The organism is Mesorhizobium sp. P3_B5 (assembly GCF_056402815.1).
Window position 1 is genome coordinate 73574 of the sequence record NZ_JBFUGR010000009.1, and the last position, 16228, is coordinate 89801.

Consider the following 16228-nt stretch of genomic DNA (forward strand, 5'->3'; position numbering starts at 1 on the left):
CGGGTGGGGTCGGTTCCAGTCGAGCTCAACCCCGGCGACCCCACCCGATCCGCCGCGCGGATCGACCTCCCCTCAAGGGGGAGGTAAAACAACGAGGGAGACGAAAAAATGGTTGGCGCATCGAAGTCAGAAACGGGAGGCGGCGGCCCGATCCGCTACGGCATGGTTGGCGGCGGGCAAGGCGCCTTCATCGGCGCTGTGCATCGGATCGCGGCGCGCATGGATAATGACTTCGTGCTGGTCGCCGGCGCGCTGTCGGCGAATCCCGAGCGTGCCAAGGCATCGGCCGCCGAACTCGGGCTCGATCCCGCACGCAGCTACGGCTCCTATGCTGAGATGGCCAAGGCCGAGGCCAAGCGGCCGGATGGCATCGAGGCGGTGGCCATCGTCACGCCAAACAATGTGCATGTGCCGGCGGCCAAGGCGTTTCTCGAAGTCGGCATTCACGTCATCTGCGACAAGCCGTTGGCAACCACCCTTGCCGAAGCGAAGAAGCTGGCGGCAGTGGTCGAAAAGACCGGCAAGGTGTTCGTGCTGACGCACAACTACACCGCCTATCCGATGATCCGCCAGGCGCGCGAGATGGTGGCCAAAGGCGTGCTCGGCGACATTCGCATCGTGCAGTCTGAGTACCCACAGGACTGGCTGACCGAAGATCTTGCCGCCACCGGCCAGAAGCAGGCGGCCTGGCGCTCCGATCCCAAGCAGGCCGGCGCCGGCGGTGCGCTGGGCGACATCGGCACGCATGCCTACAATCTGGCGCGCTTCGTCTCCGGGCTGGAGCTCGATTCGCTGTCGGCCGATCTCGACGCCTTCGTGCCGGGGCGGCAGCTCGACGACAACGTCAACGCGCTGCTGCGCTTCAAGCCGGTCGGCAAGGCGCACGCCGCCAAGGGCATGATCTGGGCCAGCCAGGTGGCGCCCGGCCATGAGAACGGGCTGAAGCTGCGCATCTATGGTTCCAAGGGCGGGCTGGAGTGGGTGCAGGCCGACCCGAACTATCTCTGGTACACGCCGTTTGGCCAGCCGAAGCAGCTGCTCACCCGCAATGGCGCCGGTGCGCTGCCGGTGGCAGGCCGCGTCAGCCGCGTGCCGTCAGGCCACCCCGAGGGCTATCTCGAAGGCTTCGCCAACATCTACCAGGAGGCCGCGCGGGCGATTCGGGCAGCACGCAAGAAGGGCGGCAAACCGGGCAAGGATGTCGTCTTCCCGACCATCCAGGACGGCGTCGAAGGCATGGCCTTCATCGAAGCCTGCGTGAAGTCGTCGAAGAAGAATGGGGCGTGGACCAAACTCTAAACACGCGGCCGGAAGGGGACATCGCGCAGCCGGCGGGACAGCCGGCGCGCCGTCACATGGGGAGGGGGCGTCGATGAAAATCGGCATGTGCATGTTCTTGTGGACGACGGCGGTGTCGAAGAAGCACGAGCCGTTGCTCAGGGACATCAAGGCGACCGGCTTTGACGGCGTCGAGATACCGATCTTCTCAGGTACGCCGGACGACTACAGAAGGCTCGGCGAGCTGCTCGACCGTATCGGGCTGCAACGCACCGCCGTGTCAGCCATGGGCGATCCGGCGATGAACCTGATCTCGACGGATGGGGCAACGCGCAAGGCTGGCATCGCCTACATGAAATGGGCGATCGACTGCGCCCAGGCGCTCGGCGCCAGCAAGCTGAGCGGCCCGCTGCATTCGACGCTCGGCGCCTTTTCCGGCAGCGGGCCGACGGCGGCCGAGAAGAAGCGCTCGGTCGCCTCGCAACGCGCCATCGGCGACCACGCCGGCAAGAAGAACGTCACCATCGGGCTGGAGGCGCTCAACCGCTTCGAGTGCTATCTCCTCAACACGATGGCAGATCTGTCGGAGCATATCGACGCGATCGACCGGCCGCACATCAAGGCGATGTACGACACGTTCCACGCCAATATCGAGGAGGCCGACCCGATCGGCGCCTATACGAAGCATCGCCGGAATGTCGTGCATATCCATATTTCGGAGAACGATCGCGGTGTGCCGGGGCGCGGCAACATCCCGTGGAAAGAGACATTTTCGGCCATCCGCAAGAGCGGCTATGACGACTGGCTGACGATCGAGGCCTTCGGGCGTTCGTTGAAGGATTTGGCCGCGGCGACCAAGGTGTGGCGGGATTTTGCCGAGAGTCCTGAGGCCGTGTATCGCGAGGGGTACAGGCATATCAGGGATGGGTGGAAGAGGGCGGCTTAGGCGCCCTGCGCCTGGTCCATTTTCTATTTGCGTTCGCGGCGGTTGCCAGGTGGTTCCCCCACTCCGTCGCTGCGAAGCTCGACGGAGTGGGGGTCGACCTGCGCGGGCCGTCGTCAATCCGGGCCGGATTCACCGCCTGGCATGCTATGCCCCCACCTCGATCACGGCCTTGATCAGGCCGGATTTCTCATGCGCCCAGCGGGCAAGATCGCGCGGCGTATCGCCGAGCGTCGTGCGATGGGTGACGAGCTTGGCCAGCGGCACCGCGCCGTTGCGGATCGAGGCGGCGACATGGTCGAAGTCGGCGCGCAGCGCGTTGCGGCTGCCGATCAGGGTCATCTCACGCTTGTGGAATTCAGGGTCGGAAAAGGTGATGTCGTCCTTGACCACGCTGACCAGCACCAGCGTCCCGCCATGCGCGACATGGGCGAAGGCCGACTGCACCGAGGCGGTGTTGCCGGTGGCGTCGAAGACCGCGTCGAACCCTTCGCCGCCGGTCGCCTCTCGCACCAGATCGGCCGCTGTCGCCTGTGAAGCGTCAAGTGTCGAAAAGCCGAGTTCGCTTGCGGCAAAGCTGAGCCGCTCAGTGCTCATGTCGAGCAGGGTCACGTCAAGCCCGGCAATGCGGGCAAACAGGGCCGTGCCGAGCCCGATCGGCCCGGCGCCGATGACCAGCGCGCGGGCGCCTGGTTCAGCCTGCGCGCGTCGCACGGCATGGGCGCCGATGGCCAGGAATTCGACGGCAGCGGCGTCGGCCAGCGACAGGCCGTTTGCCGGATAAAGATTTTGCGCCGGCACCAGGATCTGCTCGCCCATGGCGCCGTCGCGATGCACGCCGAGCACCTCGATGCTGACGCAGCAATTTGGCTTGCCTTGGCGGCAGGCGATGCATTTTCCGCACGCCAGATAGGGGTTGATGATCACCGGTTCGCCGACGGCGAGTTCGACGCCGTCGCCCGTGGCGATCACCGTGCCCGAGACCTCATGGCCCATGATGCGCGGATAGGCGAGGAACGGGTGCTTGCCTTCGAAAATGTGAAAATCGGTGCCGCAGATGCCGACATGGCTGACCGCGACCAGCGCCCAGCCGGAGGGCGGTGCGCCAGGTGCGGGGCGATCTTCCACAACAAGGTCGCCGGGCGAGCGGCAGACAACGGCTTTCATGCTTCAATCCAGTCGGGTTCTTTGTTTGACGCAATTCCTAGGGAGAACCGCTTCTCACTTTTCCTAGAACTGATGAAATCGCCGGCCTTCGGCCAGGCCGGGCCGGCGATCAATTTCGGTGGGACTATTTGCCGCCGCGGCGGCGCAGGCCGTCGAAGTAGACGATGACAATGATCAGCACGCCGGTGATGATGCGCTGCCAGAAGGCGTTGACGTTCAAGAGGTTGGCGCCGTTGTTGATGGTGGCTAGGATGAAGGCGCCAAGCAGCGGCCCGTGCACGGAGCCGACGGCGCCGAACAGCGAGGTGCCGCCGATCACCGAGGAGGCGATCGCCTGCAGTTCCCAGCCCTCGGCCTGGGTCGGGTTGCCGATACCAATGCGCGAGGCCAGCAGCACGCCGACAAAGGCGGCGCAGAGGCCCGACAGCGTGTAGGCCATGTAGATCGTGCGCTGGACATTGACGCCCGACAGACGCGAGGCCTCGGCGTTGGAACCGACCGAAAAGAGATAGCGGCCCCAGCGGCTGTGGTGGAGGAAGATATAGGCCGGGATGCCGACCATGATCACCATCCAGAACAGATTGGGGACACCGAGGAAGGAGTTGCGCGAGAACTCCTGGAAGGCGTCGTTGTTGATCGAGATCGAGTTGCCGTTGGTCATCAACAGGCCGATGCCGCGCAATGAGGTGAGCGTCGCCAGCGTGATGATGAAGGGCGGCAGTCCCATCTTGACGATGCCGAAGCCGTGGAACAGGCCGATGCCGACGCCGACCAGCAAGGTGATGAGAATGGCGAGGATGACCGGCACGCCGGCATTGATCAGCATGGCGGCGATGACGGTTGCAAAGCCGACCACGGCGCCAACGGACAGGTCGATGCCGCCGGTGATGATGACGAAGGTCTGACCCACCGCAAGGATGGCGATCATCGAGCCCTGGCGCAGAAGGTTCGAGATGTTGTTGCCCGAGGCAAAGCTCTGCGTCGACACCGACAGTATGACCCACAACAGGACCAGCAGCGCCAGCAGCGTCAGCCCGAACAGGGCATTGTAATTGCGTTTCGGTTTTTCGACGGCTGCTGCTTCCGTGCTCATGTCTGTCCTCCCAGCTTTTCTTGTTTCTCGGCGAGCGCCTGCGTGAGAATTTCTTCGTGGTCGGCGGTGCGGAACCCGTGCGTGGCGACCAGCTTGCCACGCCGGAAGACGTGCAGCGTGTCGGAGAGTTCATAGACCTCCGGCAAATAGGACGAGATCAGGATGATGCCGGCACCCCTGGACAACAGTGCACCGAACAGGCGGTAAATCTCCGCCTTGGTGCCGACATCGACGCCGACCGTCGGCTCGTCGAAGATGAACAGCTTGGCGCCGTGCGCCAGCCATTTGCCGATGACGATCTTCTGCTGGTTGCCGCCGGATAGGCTGGAGGCGAGCGCGCTGCGCGTCGGCGTCTTGATCCTGAGATCGGCAATCTGGCGATCGGCCTCGGCCTTCTCCTTCGCGCCGGAGATCAGCATGTTCTTGGAGATGCGTTTGTAGATCGGCAGATTGAGGTTGAGGCCGACAGGCAAATTGAGGCAAAGGCCCTGATCGCGGCGGCTTTCCGGCGCCAGTGCCATGCCAAGCCTGATCGCATCGTGCTCGGAGTTGACCTGGACCGGCTTGCCTTCCCACAGGATCTGGCCGGCCGACTTGCGATGACGGCCGTAGAGCGTGGTGACGAACTCGCTGCGGCCGGCGCCGATCAGGCCGTAGAGGCCGACGATCTCGCCGGCCCGAACCGACATGGAAACGTCTTCAAAACCCTTGCCCGACAGGTTCCGGGCTTCGACGATCATCGCGCCCGGAGTGAAATGCTCCTTGTGGTAGACCTGCTCGATCGAGCGGTTGATCATCATCTTGACCAGTTCGGCATCGTTGGTCTCGCTGATGTTCCTTGTGCCGACCAGCGTGCCGTCGCGCAGCACAGAGACGCGGTCGGCGAGCTCGAACACCTCTTCCATGCGGTGGCTGATGTAGATGATGGTGACGCCTTCGCCCTTCAGCCGGCGGATCAGCGTGAACAGCTGGTCAGCCTCCTTGCGAGTGAGATAGGCGGTCGGTTCGTCGAAGATCAGGAATTTGGTGCCGCGCACGGTGGCGCGGGCGGCGGCGATCAGCTGCTGCTGGCCGATGGTGAGGTCGCCGAGGGTGACATGCGCCGGCAGGTCGAAGCCGAGACCGTCGATGATCTTCTGGGCTTCCCTGACCATGGCGCGCTGCTGCAGGATGCCGTAGCGCGAGTCCTCCTCGCCGAGGAACATGTTGGCGGCAACGGTGAGATGGCGGCACAACACCACTTCCTGGTGCACCGCATTGATGCCGAGCGCCATCGCTTCGTGCGGTGTCGCCAGAGCTGCCGGCTTGCCTTCCCAGATGACGTCGCCGGAGGTGCGCGGCATGACGCCGGTCAGAAGCTTGATCAAAGTCGATTTGCCGGCGCCGTTCTCGCCGACGATGGCGTGGATTTCGCCAGCCTTGAAGGCGAGGTGGACCGGCTTCAGCGCATGCGTGCCGGGATAGCGCTTTTCCAGCCCATGCAGTTCGAGAATCGTCCTGCCGGGTTCCAGCGTTGGGTGCGGGTGCAGTTCCTGCGCCGTCGACGTCATGACAATCCTCCCAGATCGGCCTTGCAATTGGCACTTGGCGATGCGGCTCCGCCGCATCGCCAAGGTAATTCAAACCGGCGGATATCCAAGCGGGCATTGGATGTTTCCGGGGCGTTGAGGCCCCGGAAACAGTGCGCCTATGCCGATGCCTAGTCGAGCTTCGGGTTGAGCAGCGCGTCGATCTTCGGCTCTTTCATATTGGCCTTGGTGACCAGATTGGCGCCGGTGTCGACATTGGCTTCGACCTTTTCGCCCTTGGAGGCGGCGAGAGCGGTCTTGATGCCGTCATAGCCCATCCGGTAGGGGTCCTGGACGACGAGGCCGGAGATGACGCCGTCATTGAGGAACTTGATCAGCTTCTCGTCGCTGTCGAAGCCGATCAGCCCGACCTTACCGGCAAGGTTGTTCTCGGCGATCGCCTGGCCGACGCCCTGCGCCATGATCAGGTTGGACGCGAAGATGCCCTTGAGGTCCGGATTGGCGGTGATCAGGTCGGTGGCGATGTTGAGGCCGGTGGTGGCCTGGCCGTCGGCATACTTGTCGGCGACCAGTTCAAGGCCTGGATATTTGGCCTTGAGCTGTTCCTTGAAGCCCTGCGCGCGCTGCTCGAGCGAGCCGGCGCCGGGCAGTGCGGTGATCAGCGCAACCTTGCCCTCGACCTTGCCACCATTGGCGGCGCCGATGGCAGCGGCAAGACCGTCAGCGGCGACGCGGCCGCCCTGGACGTTGTCGGTGGTCAGGAACGAGGTGAAGGCCTTGGAGTCGGCGCCGGAGTCGATGCCAATGACCTTGACCTTGGTGGCGGCCTCGTCGATCGGCTTGCCGAGCGCCTTGGCCTCGGTCGGGGCGATGACGACGGCAGCCGGATTGCCGGCAACGGCGTTCTCGAGGATCGAGATCTGGCCGTTGACGTCCGTCTCAGCCTGGGCGCCGAGTTCCGGCACGTTGACGCCGAGGTCCTTGCCGGCCTTGCGGGCGCCGGCCAGAACGATCTGCCAGTAGAAGGACGTGGTGTCCTTGACGATGATCGGAATGGTCACGTCCGCCGCCGAAGCCGGCGCCGAATGCATCACGCCGGCAAGCATCGAGGCGGCTGCGAGTGCCACAAAGGCGCGGCGGTTGAGAATGCTGGTTACGAATTTCATGCGGATTCCTCCCTAGGACGCCCGGTGAAGGTTACGGAAGCTCCATTCGGATAGGCGGGGCCCAAACAGAACTTTATCAATAAAAAACATTTACCAGATTTTGATAGTGCATCGGTTCGGTCGATGCAAGCGGTGTTTGGTGCCGTTTGCGTGAGGTCCTGAGATAAGCAGGCCTCCCGGCCGATGCCCAATGTCACGTTCCGATGCTTCCGATCTCCTCCGAGCAATATGGAACAATAATTCCATTATTATGTCAACATGGAATGTTTATTCTCTCTTGATTGACCTCGAGCGTCAGCCAAGTTTCTGCACGATCGTATAGGGCACGTATCGGGCGAATTCCGTTTCCGGCACCTCGATGCCGAGCAGTTCGAGGTTGCGCGTCAGATTGGCCGGTTTGGCCGTGCCGGTCAGCACGCTGGCCACCACGGGTTCGTGCAACGGAAACTGGAACGCGGCCGCCGCCAGGGGATAGCCGCCTTTGGCGGCGATCTTTTCCATCGCATCGACACGGTCGAGAATGTCCGTTGTGGCCGGAGCATAGTCGAAATGCGCACCCGGCACCGGGCCGGTCGCCAGGATGCCGGAGTTGAAGACGCCGCCGATGATCAGCGAGGTCTGCTGTTTGCGGCAAAGCGGCAGCAGTTCGGCTTCGGCCGAGCGGTCGAGCAACGAGTAGCGGCTGGCCAGCAGGATGCAGTCGAGCGGCGCCTGTTGCAGCACATCAAGACAGATCTGCACCTCGTTGACGCCGAGACCATAGGCAGAAATGACGCCGGACGATTTCAGCTCCTCCAGCGCCTTCAGCCCACCCTCCATAAATTGGCGGAAGTGCAGCTTGGTCTTCTCGACGCCGTGCGTGTAGGTGCCGATGTCGTGCACAAACAGGATGTCTATCCTGTTTAGGCCGAGCCGCGCATAGGAGAACTCGACCGAGCGCATGATGCCATCATAGGAATAGTCGTAGTCGAGCGCGAAAGGCAGCGGATCTACATAGGAGTGATCGGGGACCTGGTCTTCCGGCACCGGTCGAAACAGCCGCCCGACCTTGGTAGACAGCACGTAGGACGAGCGCGGCTTGTCGCGCAGGAAATCGCCGACGCGCCGTTCCGAAAGGCCGAAGCCGTAGAAGGGCGCGGTGTCAAAATAGCGCAGCCCGGCGTCCCAGGCGACCTGCAGCGTGTCCATCGCTGCCTCGCGCGGACAGGCCCGGTAGAGGCCGCCAAGTGCCGCGCCGCCGAAGCTCACCTCGGTGACCTCAAGGGCAGTTGTACCGATGCGGCGTTTCTTCATGCAAACCCTCCCCTGCCGGCTGTCTGCCGGTTCGCAATTGTCCTGGTCAGTACTGTTGGCCTAGAGAGTCGCTCCGAGGTGCCAGGGCACGAACTCATTGTCGCCGTAACCAAACGCCTCGCTCTTGGTCTTGCGGCCCGAAGCCGTCTCGACGATCAGTTCGAAGATCTCGCGGCCCATGCCGGCGATGGTCTTTTCGCCCGAGGCGATGACGCCGCAGTTGACGTCCATGTCCTCTTCCATCGTGTGATACATGGTCGAGTTGCTGGCGACCTTGATCGACGGCGTCGGCCGGCAGCCGAAGCAGGAGCCGCGACCCGTGGTGAAGACGATGACGTTGGCGCCGCCGGCAACCTGGCCGGTGGCCGAGACCGGGTCGTAGCCGGGCGTATCCATGAACACGAGACCGTGGCCGGTGACCTTTTCGGCATAGCCGAAGACACCGTTGAGCGGCGTCTGGCCGCCCTTGGCCACCGCGCCCAGCGACTTCTCCAGGATTGTTGTCAGGCCGCCGCGCTTGTTGCCGGGCGAGGGGTTGTTGTCGATGGAGGCGCCATGCTTGGCGACGTGGTCTTCCCACCACTTCACGAAGCCATCGAGCTTGGCGGCGATCTCCGGGGTCGCCGCACGATAGGCGAGCAGATGCTCGGCGCCGTAGATTTCCGTCGTCTCGGAGAGGATGCCGATGCCGCCGACGCCGGCGAGGATGTCGACAGCGGCGCCCAGCGCCGGGTTGGCGGTGATGCCGGACATGCCGTCAGAGCCGCCGCATTGCAGGCCGACAACGATCTCGCTGACCGGAATCGGTTCACGCTCGAGCTTGCCGACTTCCTCGGCGATTTCGGCCAGAACCAGCATCGCCTTCTCGACCGATTTGCGCGAGCCGCCCGCGTCCTGGATGTTGAAATGGCGCTTTCCCGCGGCAACACCCTTCTGGCCGTAAAGGGTAAGCTGGTTGACCTCGCAGCCGAGCCCGACCATCAGCACGCCGCCGAAATTCGGATGACGGGCATAGCCGGCCAGCGTGCGGTGCAGCACCATCATTCCATCGCCGGTGCCGCTCATGCCGCAGCCCTGGCCATGGACGATCGGAACGAAGCCGTCGATGCCTGGATATTTGGGCAGCAACTCGCGGTTCGCCTGGTCGGCGATGGCGTGGCAAACGGTGGCCGAGCAGTTGACGCTGGCGACGATGCCGATGAAGTTGCGGGTACCGGCGCGGCCGTCGGCGCGCCGGTAGCCCATGAAGGTTCTGCTACGGTCGGCCTCGGTCTCGTGCACGGCCTCGCTCGGCGGCACGACAGGCAAACGCCCGGATTCAAAGACCAGATTGTGCGAATGAACATGCTCGCCCGGCGCGATATCCTGCGTGGCACGACCGATCGCCTGGGCATATTTCACCACGGCTTGACCGGCTGATATCGGCTTGATCGCCACCTTGTGGCCAGGCTCGATCAGCGCGGTGGCGACGGCGCCGCCGGGCAGTACCGTGCCGATCTCGATACGGCCGTTGGCGACCGCGACATTGTCGGCGGGAGACAGAAGAATGCTGTTTGAGGCGTTCACGGGCAGTTTCCTGGGTGTTCCTGGGAAGCGCGGGCGGATTGACACGCGCCTTTTAACAGATAATGTCTTTTATCGTGAAAAAACATTTTTGCGTCAATTGTTTTTTCGCTGGGTGTCGCGCGGCCTTTGGGCGCACGACGCTGCAACCAAAGCTGGAATCGCGCATGGTGCTTTTTCGAAAGCGATTCCGATTTTCGGTGCCATGCGCTAGGGAATGTCTGTCATATCGCGCTTCAAGCTGGCCGCAAGCGCCGGCGCGCAACGGGGCAGGGGATGTCGAAGAGCAACAACGTCTACAAAGACGCCTACAACCGCTGCCTGCGGCTACTCGATGAAACGAAGAGCCTGCCGTCGGAGCCGGAGCTGGGCACGCTGCTTGGGGTCAGCCGCACGACGGTGCGCACCATCCTGGCGCGCATGGAAGAGACCGGGCTGATTGCCTGGAACAAGCGCGCCAAGACGGTTTTGCGCGAGCCGCGGCCGGACGACTTTTTCCCCGAGGAAGAGACCGACACGCTGGCGCAGATCATCGAGCGCTCCTTCATGCGGCGGCTGCTGGCCGGCGGCGCCGAGGCCGGCATGCAGATCAACGAGCTCGAACTGGCGCGCGAGATCGGCGTCGGCACCACCAGCGTGCGCGAGTTCCTGATCCGTTTTTCCCGCTTCGGCCTGATCGAGAAGCGGCGCAACAGCCACTGGGTGTTGAAGGGCTTTACCCGCGCTTTCGCACTGGAGCTGACTGAAATCCGTGAGATGTTCGAACTGCGCTCGGCCGCCGCCTTTGCTGCCCTGCCGGAAGACAGCCCGGTCTGGGCCGACCTCGACCGGCTTGAAGACGAGCATCGGCTGCTGGCGCGCGAGATCGCCACCCGCTTCAACGAATTCTCGGAGTTGGACGAGCGCTTTCACCGGCTGATCCACCGCGCATCGCTCAACCGCTTCATCGTCGATTTCTACGATGTGATCGCGATGATCTTCCACTACCATTATCAGTGGAACAAGGCGCAGGAGCGCGAGCGCAACGAAGTGGCTGTCGCCGAGCACCTGGCCTATATCGCGGCGCTGAAATCGCGCGATCTCGGCAAGGTCGACGCTGCCTGCCGCAAACACCTGAAATCGGCGCGCCACACGCTTTTGACCTCGATCCCCGAAGCCGGCAGCCGCAGCGCTTCTGATCGCGCTGCGTTGCCGCAGCTGTGATTTGGCGATTTTCCGGCCGTTGATCGCGTGCTAGGTATCTGCGCTGTTGCGTGGAGAGGCCGTTTTTGAAGATCCGGTGGAGACGATGGGGCATACCGGTCGCATTCGCCGCGGCCTATCTGCTGCTGCTCCAGTCGATGTTTGGCGCCTTCGCCTTCGGCGCCGGCCCGGATGCTTCGCAACTCGATGCCTTCGGCAACGTCATCTGCACCCATGAGGGTGCGGCCCAGATTCCCGGTGGCGACCCGCACCAGCAGCACATGCCGGCGTGCTGCATGCTTGGCTGCAGCAAGGTGTCGGCTGCCCACGCGCCGCCGCCCGCTGCCGGTACAGTGTCCGCCAGCCTTTCCTTCGAAGCCGTCGCCTTTTTGCTGCCGGCATTCCGGCATCTCGACTTTGCCCGCGACCGCTCTCCGTCGAACCCGCGCGCACCGCCGGCGACGGCCTGAACCGTTCGCCTCGCGGAACCTTTCGCGGGCGCATTCATCCAACATCAGAATTGTTCGCGACCGGCAACGGCGCGATCTCCTAATTCAATTCATGGAGCCATCATGTCTCATTCATTCCACGCGCGGTTGCTACGCAGCTTCGAAGCGCGCCTCGGCATTGCCGGTTTCGTTCTCGCCCTGTTGTTCGCCAGCGCCCAATCCGCCTTCGCGCATGAGTTCAAGGTCGGCGATATCGAGATCGGGCATCCCTGGTCGCGCGCGACGCCGGCGGGTGCCAAAGTGGCCGGCGGCTATTTGACCATCACCAACACCGGCAGTTCGCCGGACCGTCTGCTATCGATCTCGTCGGACATTTCGGCCAAGGCCGAACTGCATGAGATGGGCGTGAAGGACGGTGTCATGACCATGCGGCCGGTCACCGGTGGGCTTGAAATTCCAGCCGGCGGCAAGGTCACCCTGGGGCCGGGCAGCTATCATGTGATGTTCATGGATTTGAAGCAGCCGCCCAGGGAAGGCGAGATGTTTGCCGCGACGCTGACCTTCGAGAAGGCCGGGACGGTGACGGTCAAATTCGCCGTGCAAGCCATCGGCAGCCCGGCGCCGCAAGAAGACAACGACTGACCAAATCATTTTGCCAATCAAGTTTTCAAGTGAGACCATCATGAACAGGTATCTTTTGTCTGCCTCTGCATTTCTGTTATTCGGGACAAGCGCGGCCTTCGCTCACATCACGCTCGAAACCCAGGAGGCGCCGGTCGGCTCGACCTACAAGGCAATCCTGCGCGTGCCGCATGGCTGCGACGGCAAGGCAACGACCGCAGTGCGCGTGCAGATCCCGGAAGGGGTGATTTCGGTGAAGCCGATGCCCAAGCCCGGCTGGACGCTGCAGACCAAGAAGGGCAAGTACGAGAAGTCCTACCAGCTCTACGGCCAGGCGGTGACCGACGGCGTCAAGGAAGTCGACTGGAGCGGCGGCAGCCTGCCGGACGAATTCTACGACGAGTTCGTTTTTCGCGGCACGCTGGCGGCGGATCTGCCCGCCGGCGAGAAGCTGTATTTTCCGGTGGTGCAGGAATGCGACGGCGTTGCCGATCGTTGGATAGAGATTCCGGCGGCGGGGCAGGATGAGGATGCGTTAGAGTTTCCGGCGCCAGGCATCACGCTGTTGCCGAAGAAATGATCTCTCTGGCGGCGCGCTCTGTTCGAGGAGCGCGCCGCTGTTTTTGTGAAGGTAGTATGCGGACGGCATCTTTCCTGCGAACGGCCCGCACGGCCGGCAAAACGGCGCGGCTTGCCTTTGGCTTGCTCGCGGCGCTCGTGCTGTTGGCCGCCATTGCTTTGCCGGATCGTGCTTTTGCCCATGCGGCACTGATCAAGGCCGAGCCAGCCGACGGCGCGGTGCTGGCCCAGAGCCCAACGCAGTTCTCGCTGACCTTCAGCGAACCGGTGTCGCCGCTGGTGCTGACCTTGATCCGGCCTGACGGCACAGCGGTTCCGCTGACAACCTTCCGCCTCAGCGACCAGACCGTCGCCATCGACAATCCGCAGGTGCTGAAGTCCGGCACGCATGTGCTGAGCTGGCGGGTGATTTCCGCCGACGGCCATCCGGTCGGCGGCTCGCTGCTGTTTTCCCTCGGCGCACCCAGCGAAGCGCCGGCTGTCGCCGAGCCCATCGACTGGGGGCTGAGGGCGGCAATCTGGATCGGCAAGGTTTTTCTCTACATAGGTCTGTTCCTCGGCGTTGGTGGCGCCTTTGCGCTGGCCTGGCTGGCGCAGAGCGGGCGTTCCGGGCAGCGTTTTGTCATCGCCGCAATGCTGTGCGGGCTTGTCGCAGCGCCGCTGTCGCTTGGCTTGCAGGGGCTCGACGCGCTCGGCGCACCGCTCGCCCGGTTGGCGCAGCCGATCATCTGGCAGACGGCGCTCGCCACCAGTTTTGGCTGGACGGTGCTGATCGGATTGATGGCGCTCGGGCTCGGCCTGCTGTCGCTGGTCGTGCCGCGCGCCGATGCAAAACTGTTTGCCCTTGCCGGACTGGCCTGTGTCGGTGCCGCCCTTGCCGCCAGCGGGCATGCCAGTGCCGCCGAGCCGCAATGGCTGACCAGGCCGATGGTGTTTCTGCACGGCGCCGGCATCGCTTTCTGGGCCGGAGCGCTGCTGCCGCTCGGTCTTGCCTTGCGGCAGCAGCCGGCCGCGGCCGGGCCATTCCTGCGCCGGTTCTCGCGCGCGATTCCCTATGTCGTGGCGGTGCTTGCGGCAGCCGGCACCGTGCTGGCCGTCATCCAGGTGCAGACGCCAGCGGCGTTGGTCGATACCGCCTATGGGGAGTTGCTGCTGATCAAGCTGGCGCTGCTGCTTTTTCTGTTCACGCTCGCCGCCGTCAACCGCTGGCGGCTTACCGCACCGGCCGAAGCGGGGGAGACGGAAGTCCAGCGAAGGCTGGTCCGTTCGATCTGCATCGAGGTGCTGATCGTGCTGGCCATCTTCGGCGTTGCCGCCGGCTGGCGCTTCACGCCGCCGCCGCGCGCGCTGGCAATCGCCGCGGCACAGCCAGCGTCGATCCACATCCATACGCTGCAGGCGATGGCCGACCTCGATATCACCCCCGGCCATACCGGGCCGGTCACCGCTTCGATCGTCATCATGACCGGCGATTTCGGCCCGCTCGACGCCAAGCAGGTGACTTTGGTGCTGTCAAAGCCCGATTCTGGCATCGAGCCGCTGAAGCGCGCGGCGACCAAACCCGGCGACGGCACCTGGCGGGTCGACAATCTCGTCATTCCGCTTCCCGGCCGCTGGACGGCACGGCTCGATATCCTCGTCTCGGACTTCGACATGGTGAAGATCGAGGCGCCGATCGACATCCGCGCCGAGTGATATTCAGGCGATGCCGGCCTGCGAACGGCAGTCTTCTGCGCTTCCGGTGCTCGCGTACCCAAAAGTACGCTCCGCTCCGGTTCTCGAAGACCACCATTCTCGGCTCGGCCTGACCTGAATCCCACACGCCGTGGCCGCAACACAATTCGGCGAGGCGGTTGACGCGGCGCGAAAGGCCCGTCAATCATCCCGGCAAAACGCGGCCTCAACAAAATCCGAAAACAGGGAAGAAACGATGGAAAAAGCCGAAATCGGCCTGATCGGCCTTGGCACGATGGGCTCCAACCTGGCGCTCAACATTGCCGAGCACGGGCACCGCATCGCCGTCTTCAACCGCACCAGGGCGCGCACCGACGCCTTTGTCGAGAATGCCGGCGCGCTGAAGAACATGGTTGTGCCTTGCTACAGCCTGGAGGAACTCGCCGCCGCCATCCGGCCGCCGCGGCCGATCATCATCATGGTGCTGGCCGGCAAGCCGGTCGACGAGCAGATCGCGGCTTTGCGCGGCGTGCTGTCGGCCAATGACATCGTCATCGACGCCGGCAACGCCAATTTCCGCGACACGATGCGGCGTTTTTCCGAACTGTCCGGCTCCGGCCTCACCTTCATCGGCATGGGCGTGTCCGGCGGCGAGGAAGGTGCGCGCCACGGGCCGTCGATCATGGTCGGCGGCACCGAAGACTCCTGGAAGCGCGTTGAAAGCGTCCTGACTGCGATCTCGGCAAAATTCAAGGACGAGCCCTGTGCTGCCTGGCTCGGCACTGACGGCGCCGGGCATTTTGTGAAAACCATCCACAATGGTATCGAATATGCCGACATGCAGATGATTGCCGAGATCTACGGCATCCTGCGCGACGGGCTCGGCATGGGGCCGAAGGAAATCGGCACCGTGTTTTCCGATTGGAACAAGGGCCGGCTCAACTCCTACCTGATCGAGATCACCGCCAAGGTGCTGGCCGCCGACGATGCGAAGACCGGCAAGCCGGTGGTCGACATCATCGTCGACCGCGCCGGCCAGAAGGGCACCGGCAAATGGTCGGTCATCGAGGCGCAGCAACTTGGCATTCCTGCGACAGCGATAGAGGCTGCTGTGGCGGCGCGCGTGCTGTCGTCGATCAAGGACGAACGGCTGGCCGCCGAAAAAGCCTATGGCAGCAGCGGCGTGACGAAGATCTCCGGAGACAAGGCAGCGCTGCTCAAGGATCTCGAGCTGGCGCTGTTTGCCGGCAAGATCGCCGCCTATGCGCAAGGCTTCGCTGTGATGAGCGGCGCGTCGAAGGAATTCAACTGGAACCTGCCGATGCCGACCATCGCCAAGATCTGGCGCGCCGGCTGCATCATCCGCTCGCAAATGCTGGACACCATGGCGGACGCCTTCAGCACCGGCGGCGCAGCCACCAATCTTTTGATGGCGCCGGCCTTTATCTCGTTGATGCAGGAGGCGCACCCGTCGCTGCGTCGTATCGTGGCAAGGGCGTCCGAGGCTGGCGCGCCAGTGCCGGCGCTGTCTTCGGCGCTCGCCTATTTCGACAGCTACCGCCAGGGCCGCGGCACCTCAAACCTGATCCAGGCGCAGCGCGATTTCTTCGGCGCGCATGGTTTTGAGCGCATCGACGGCTCGGGCGCGTTCCATGGGCCGTGGGGAAGTGGAGCTGCCGGCTGACGAGCGC

Annotated in this window: 15 protein-coding genes; 9 read left to right on the forward strand and 6 right to left on the reverse strand. The window is 63.8% G+C overall.

The genetic code is table 11. The annotated features are described in order from the left end of the window. Positions 1-108: 108 nt before the first annotated feature. Positions 109-1299, forward strand: a complete 1191-nt coding sequence (locus AC1DVW_RS21845; protein ID WP_477325812.1) for a Gfo/Idh/MocA family protein — start codon at positions 109-111, stop codon at positions 1297-1299. 73 nt (positions 1300-1372) lie between these two features. Beyond that, complete coding sequence (locus AC1DVW_RS21850) at positions 1373-2224, forward strand: sugar phosphate isomerase/epimerase family protein (protein ID WP_477325814.1); 852 nt, start codon at positions 1373-1375, stop codon at positions 2222-2224. A 144-nt stretch (positions 2225-2368) separates the two neighbouring features. Here AC1DVW_RS21850 and AC1DVW_RS21855 read toward each other — a convergent pair whose 3' ends face one another. The 6 genes from AC1DVW_RS21855 to AC1DVW_RS21880 all read right to left on the reverse strand — a co-directional run bounded on the left by AC1DVW_RS21855 (position 2369) and on the right by AC1DVW_RS21880 (position 10035). After that, positions 2369-3388 (reverse strand): zinc-binding alcohol dehydrogenase family protein, encoded by a 1020-nt coding sequence (locus AC1DVW_RS21855; protein WP_477325816.1) that lies wholly within the window; start codon positions 3386-3388, stop codon positions 2369-2371. Between the two features lie 124 nt (positions 3389-3512). Beyond that, positions 3513-4481, reverse strand: a complete 969-nt coding sequence (locus AC1DVW_RS21860; RefSeq protein ID WP_477248677.1) for an ABC transporter permease — start codon at positions 4479-4481, stop codon at positions 3513-3515. Then, complete coding sequence (locus AC1DVW_RS21865; protein WP_477271243.1) at positions 4478-6031, reverse strand: sugar ABC transporter ATP-binding protein; 1554 nt, start codon at positions 6029-6031, stop codon at positions 4478-4480. Before AC1DVW_RS21865 ends, AC1DVW_RS21860 begins: the two co-directional genes overlap by 4 nt. A gap of 149 nt (positions 6032-6180) precedes the next feature. Further along, positions 6181-7176 carry a substrate-binding domain-containing protein gene (locus AC1DVW_RS21870; protein ID WP_477248679.1) on the reverse strand — a complete coding sequence of 332 codons (996 nt, stop codon included), beginning with the start codon at positions 7174-7176 and terminating at the stop codon, positions 6181-6183. 294 nt (positions 7177-7470) lie between these two features. Next, positions 7471-8469: an aldo/keto reductase gene (locus AC1DVW_RS21875; protein ID WP_477271245.1), complete on the reverse strand. Its 999-nt coding sequence runs from the start codon at positions 8467-8469 to the stop codon at positions 7471-7473. 60 nt (positions 8470-8529) lie between these two features. Further along, on the reverse strand, positions 8530-10035 hold the full coding sequence (locus tag AC1DVW_RS21880; protein ID WP_477248681.1) for a UxaA family hydrolase: 1506 nt from the start codon (positions 10033-10035) through the stop codon (positions 8530-8532). Here AC1DVW_RS21880 and AC1DVW_RS21885 point away from each other — a divergent pair. From AC1DVW_RS21885 to gndA, 7 genes are all read left to right on the forward strand, one after another. After that, complete coding sequence (locus AC1DVW_RS21885; RefSeq protein ID WP_477248682.1) at positions 10016-10246, forward strand: hypothetical protein; 231 nt, start codon at positions 10016-10018, stop codon at positions 10244-10246. The two genes, AC1DVW_RS21880 and AC1DVW_RS21885, sit on opposite strands and share 20 nt — an antisense overlap. Positions 10247-10308: 62 nt before the next feature. After that, positions 10309-11235 (forward strand): GntR family transcriptional regulator, encoded by a 927-nt coding sequence (locus AC1DVW_RS21890; protein WP_477325818.1) that lies wholly within the window; start codon positions 10309-10311, stop codon positions 11233-11235. A 92-nt stretch (positions 11236-11327) separates the two neighbouring features. Further along, positions 11328-11684, forward strand: a complete 357-nt coding sequence (locus AC1DVW_RS21895; RefSeq protein ID WP_477325982.1) for a DUF2946 family protein — start codon at positions 11328-11330, stop codon at positions 11682-11684. A 102-nt stretch (positions 11685-11786) separates the two neighbouring features. Then, positions 11787-12305, forward strand: coding sequence for a copper chaperone PCu(A)C (locus tag AC1DVW_RS21900; protein WP_477325820.1), 519 nt, complete (start codon positions 11787-11789; stop codon positions 12303-12305). Between the two features lie 40 nt (positions 12306-12345). After that, entirely contained in the window at positions 12346-12864 is a 519-nt protein-coding gene (locus AC1DVW_RS21905; RefSeq protein WP_477325822.1) for a YcnI family copper-binding membrane protein, read from the forward strand. A 56-nt stretch (positions 12865-12920) separates the two neighbouring features. Continuing rightward, positions 12921-14558, forward strand: coding sequence for a copper resistance CopC/CopD family protein (locus AC1DVW_RS21910; RefSeq protein ID WP_477325824.1), 1638 nt, complete (start codon positions 12921-12923; stop codon positions 14556-14558). A 235-nt stretch (positions 14559-14793) separates the two neighbouring features. Next, positions 14794-16221 (forward strand): NADP-dependent phosphogluconate dehydrogenase, encoded by a 1428-nt coding sequence (gndA, locus tag AC1DVW_RS21915; protein WP_477325826.1) that lies wholly within the window; start codon positions 14794-14796, stop codon positions 16219-16221. The last annotated feature ends 7 nt before the right edge of the window (positions 16222-16228 follow it).

Bases quoted from the DNA above. Each gene is read 5' to 3' on its own strand.
- AC1DVW_RS21905 (WP_477325822.1), top strand. From the start codon at position 12,346: ATGAACAGGTATCTTTTGTCTGCCTCTGCATTTCTGTTATTCGGGACA.
- AC1DVW_RS21865 (WP_477271243.1), bottom strand. From the start codon at position 6,031: ATGACGTCGACGGCGCAGGAACTGCACCCGCACCCAACGCTGGAACCC.
- AC1DVW_RS21910 (WP_477325824.1), top strand. From the start codon at position 12,921: ATGCGGACGGCATCTTTCCTGCGAACGGCCCGCACGGCCGGCAAAACG.
- AC1DVW_RS21885 (WP_477248682.1), top strand. From the start codon at position 10,016: ATGCTGTTTGAGGCGTTCACGGGCAGTTTCCTGGGTGTTCCTGGGAAG.
- gndA (WP_477325826.1), top strand. From the start codon at position 14,794: ATGGAAAAAGCCGAAATCGGCCTGATCGGCCTTGGCACGATGGGCTCC.
- AC1DVW_RS21875 (WP_477271245.1), bottom strand. From the start codon at position 8,469: ATGAAGAAACGCCGCATCGGTACAACTGCCCTTGAGGTCACCGAGGTG.
- AC1DVW_RS21855 (WP_477325816.1), bottom strand. From the start codon at position 3,388: ATGAAAGCCGTTGTCTGCCGCTCGCCCGGCGACCTTGTTGTGGAAGAT.
- AC1DVW_RS21845 (WP_477325812.1), top strand. From the start codon at position 109: ATGGTTGGCGCATCGAAGTCAGAAACGGGAGGCGGCGGCCCGATCCGC.
- AC1DVW_RS21870 (WP_477248679.1), bottom strand. From the start codon at position 7,176: ATGAAATTCGTAACCAGCATTCTCAACCGCCGCGCCTTTGTGGCACTC.
- AC1DVW_RS21890 (WP_477325818.1), top strand. From the start codon at position 10,309: ATGTCGAAGAGCAACAACGTCTACAAAGACGCCTACAACCGCTGCCTG.
- AC1DVW_RS21860 (WP_477248677.1), bottom strand. From the start codon at position 4,481: ATGAGCACGGAAGCAGCAGCCGTCGAAAAACCGAAACGCAATTACAAT.
- AC1DVW_RS21900 (WP_477325820.1), top strand. From the start codon at position 11,787: ATGTCTCATTCATTCCACGCGCGGTTGCTACGCAGCTTCGAAGCGCGC.
- AC1DVW_RS21850 (WP_477325814.1), top strand. From the start codon at position 1,373: ATGAAAATCGGCATGTGCATGTTCTTGTGGACGACGGCGGTGTCGAAG.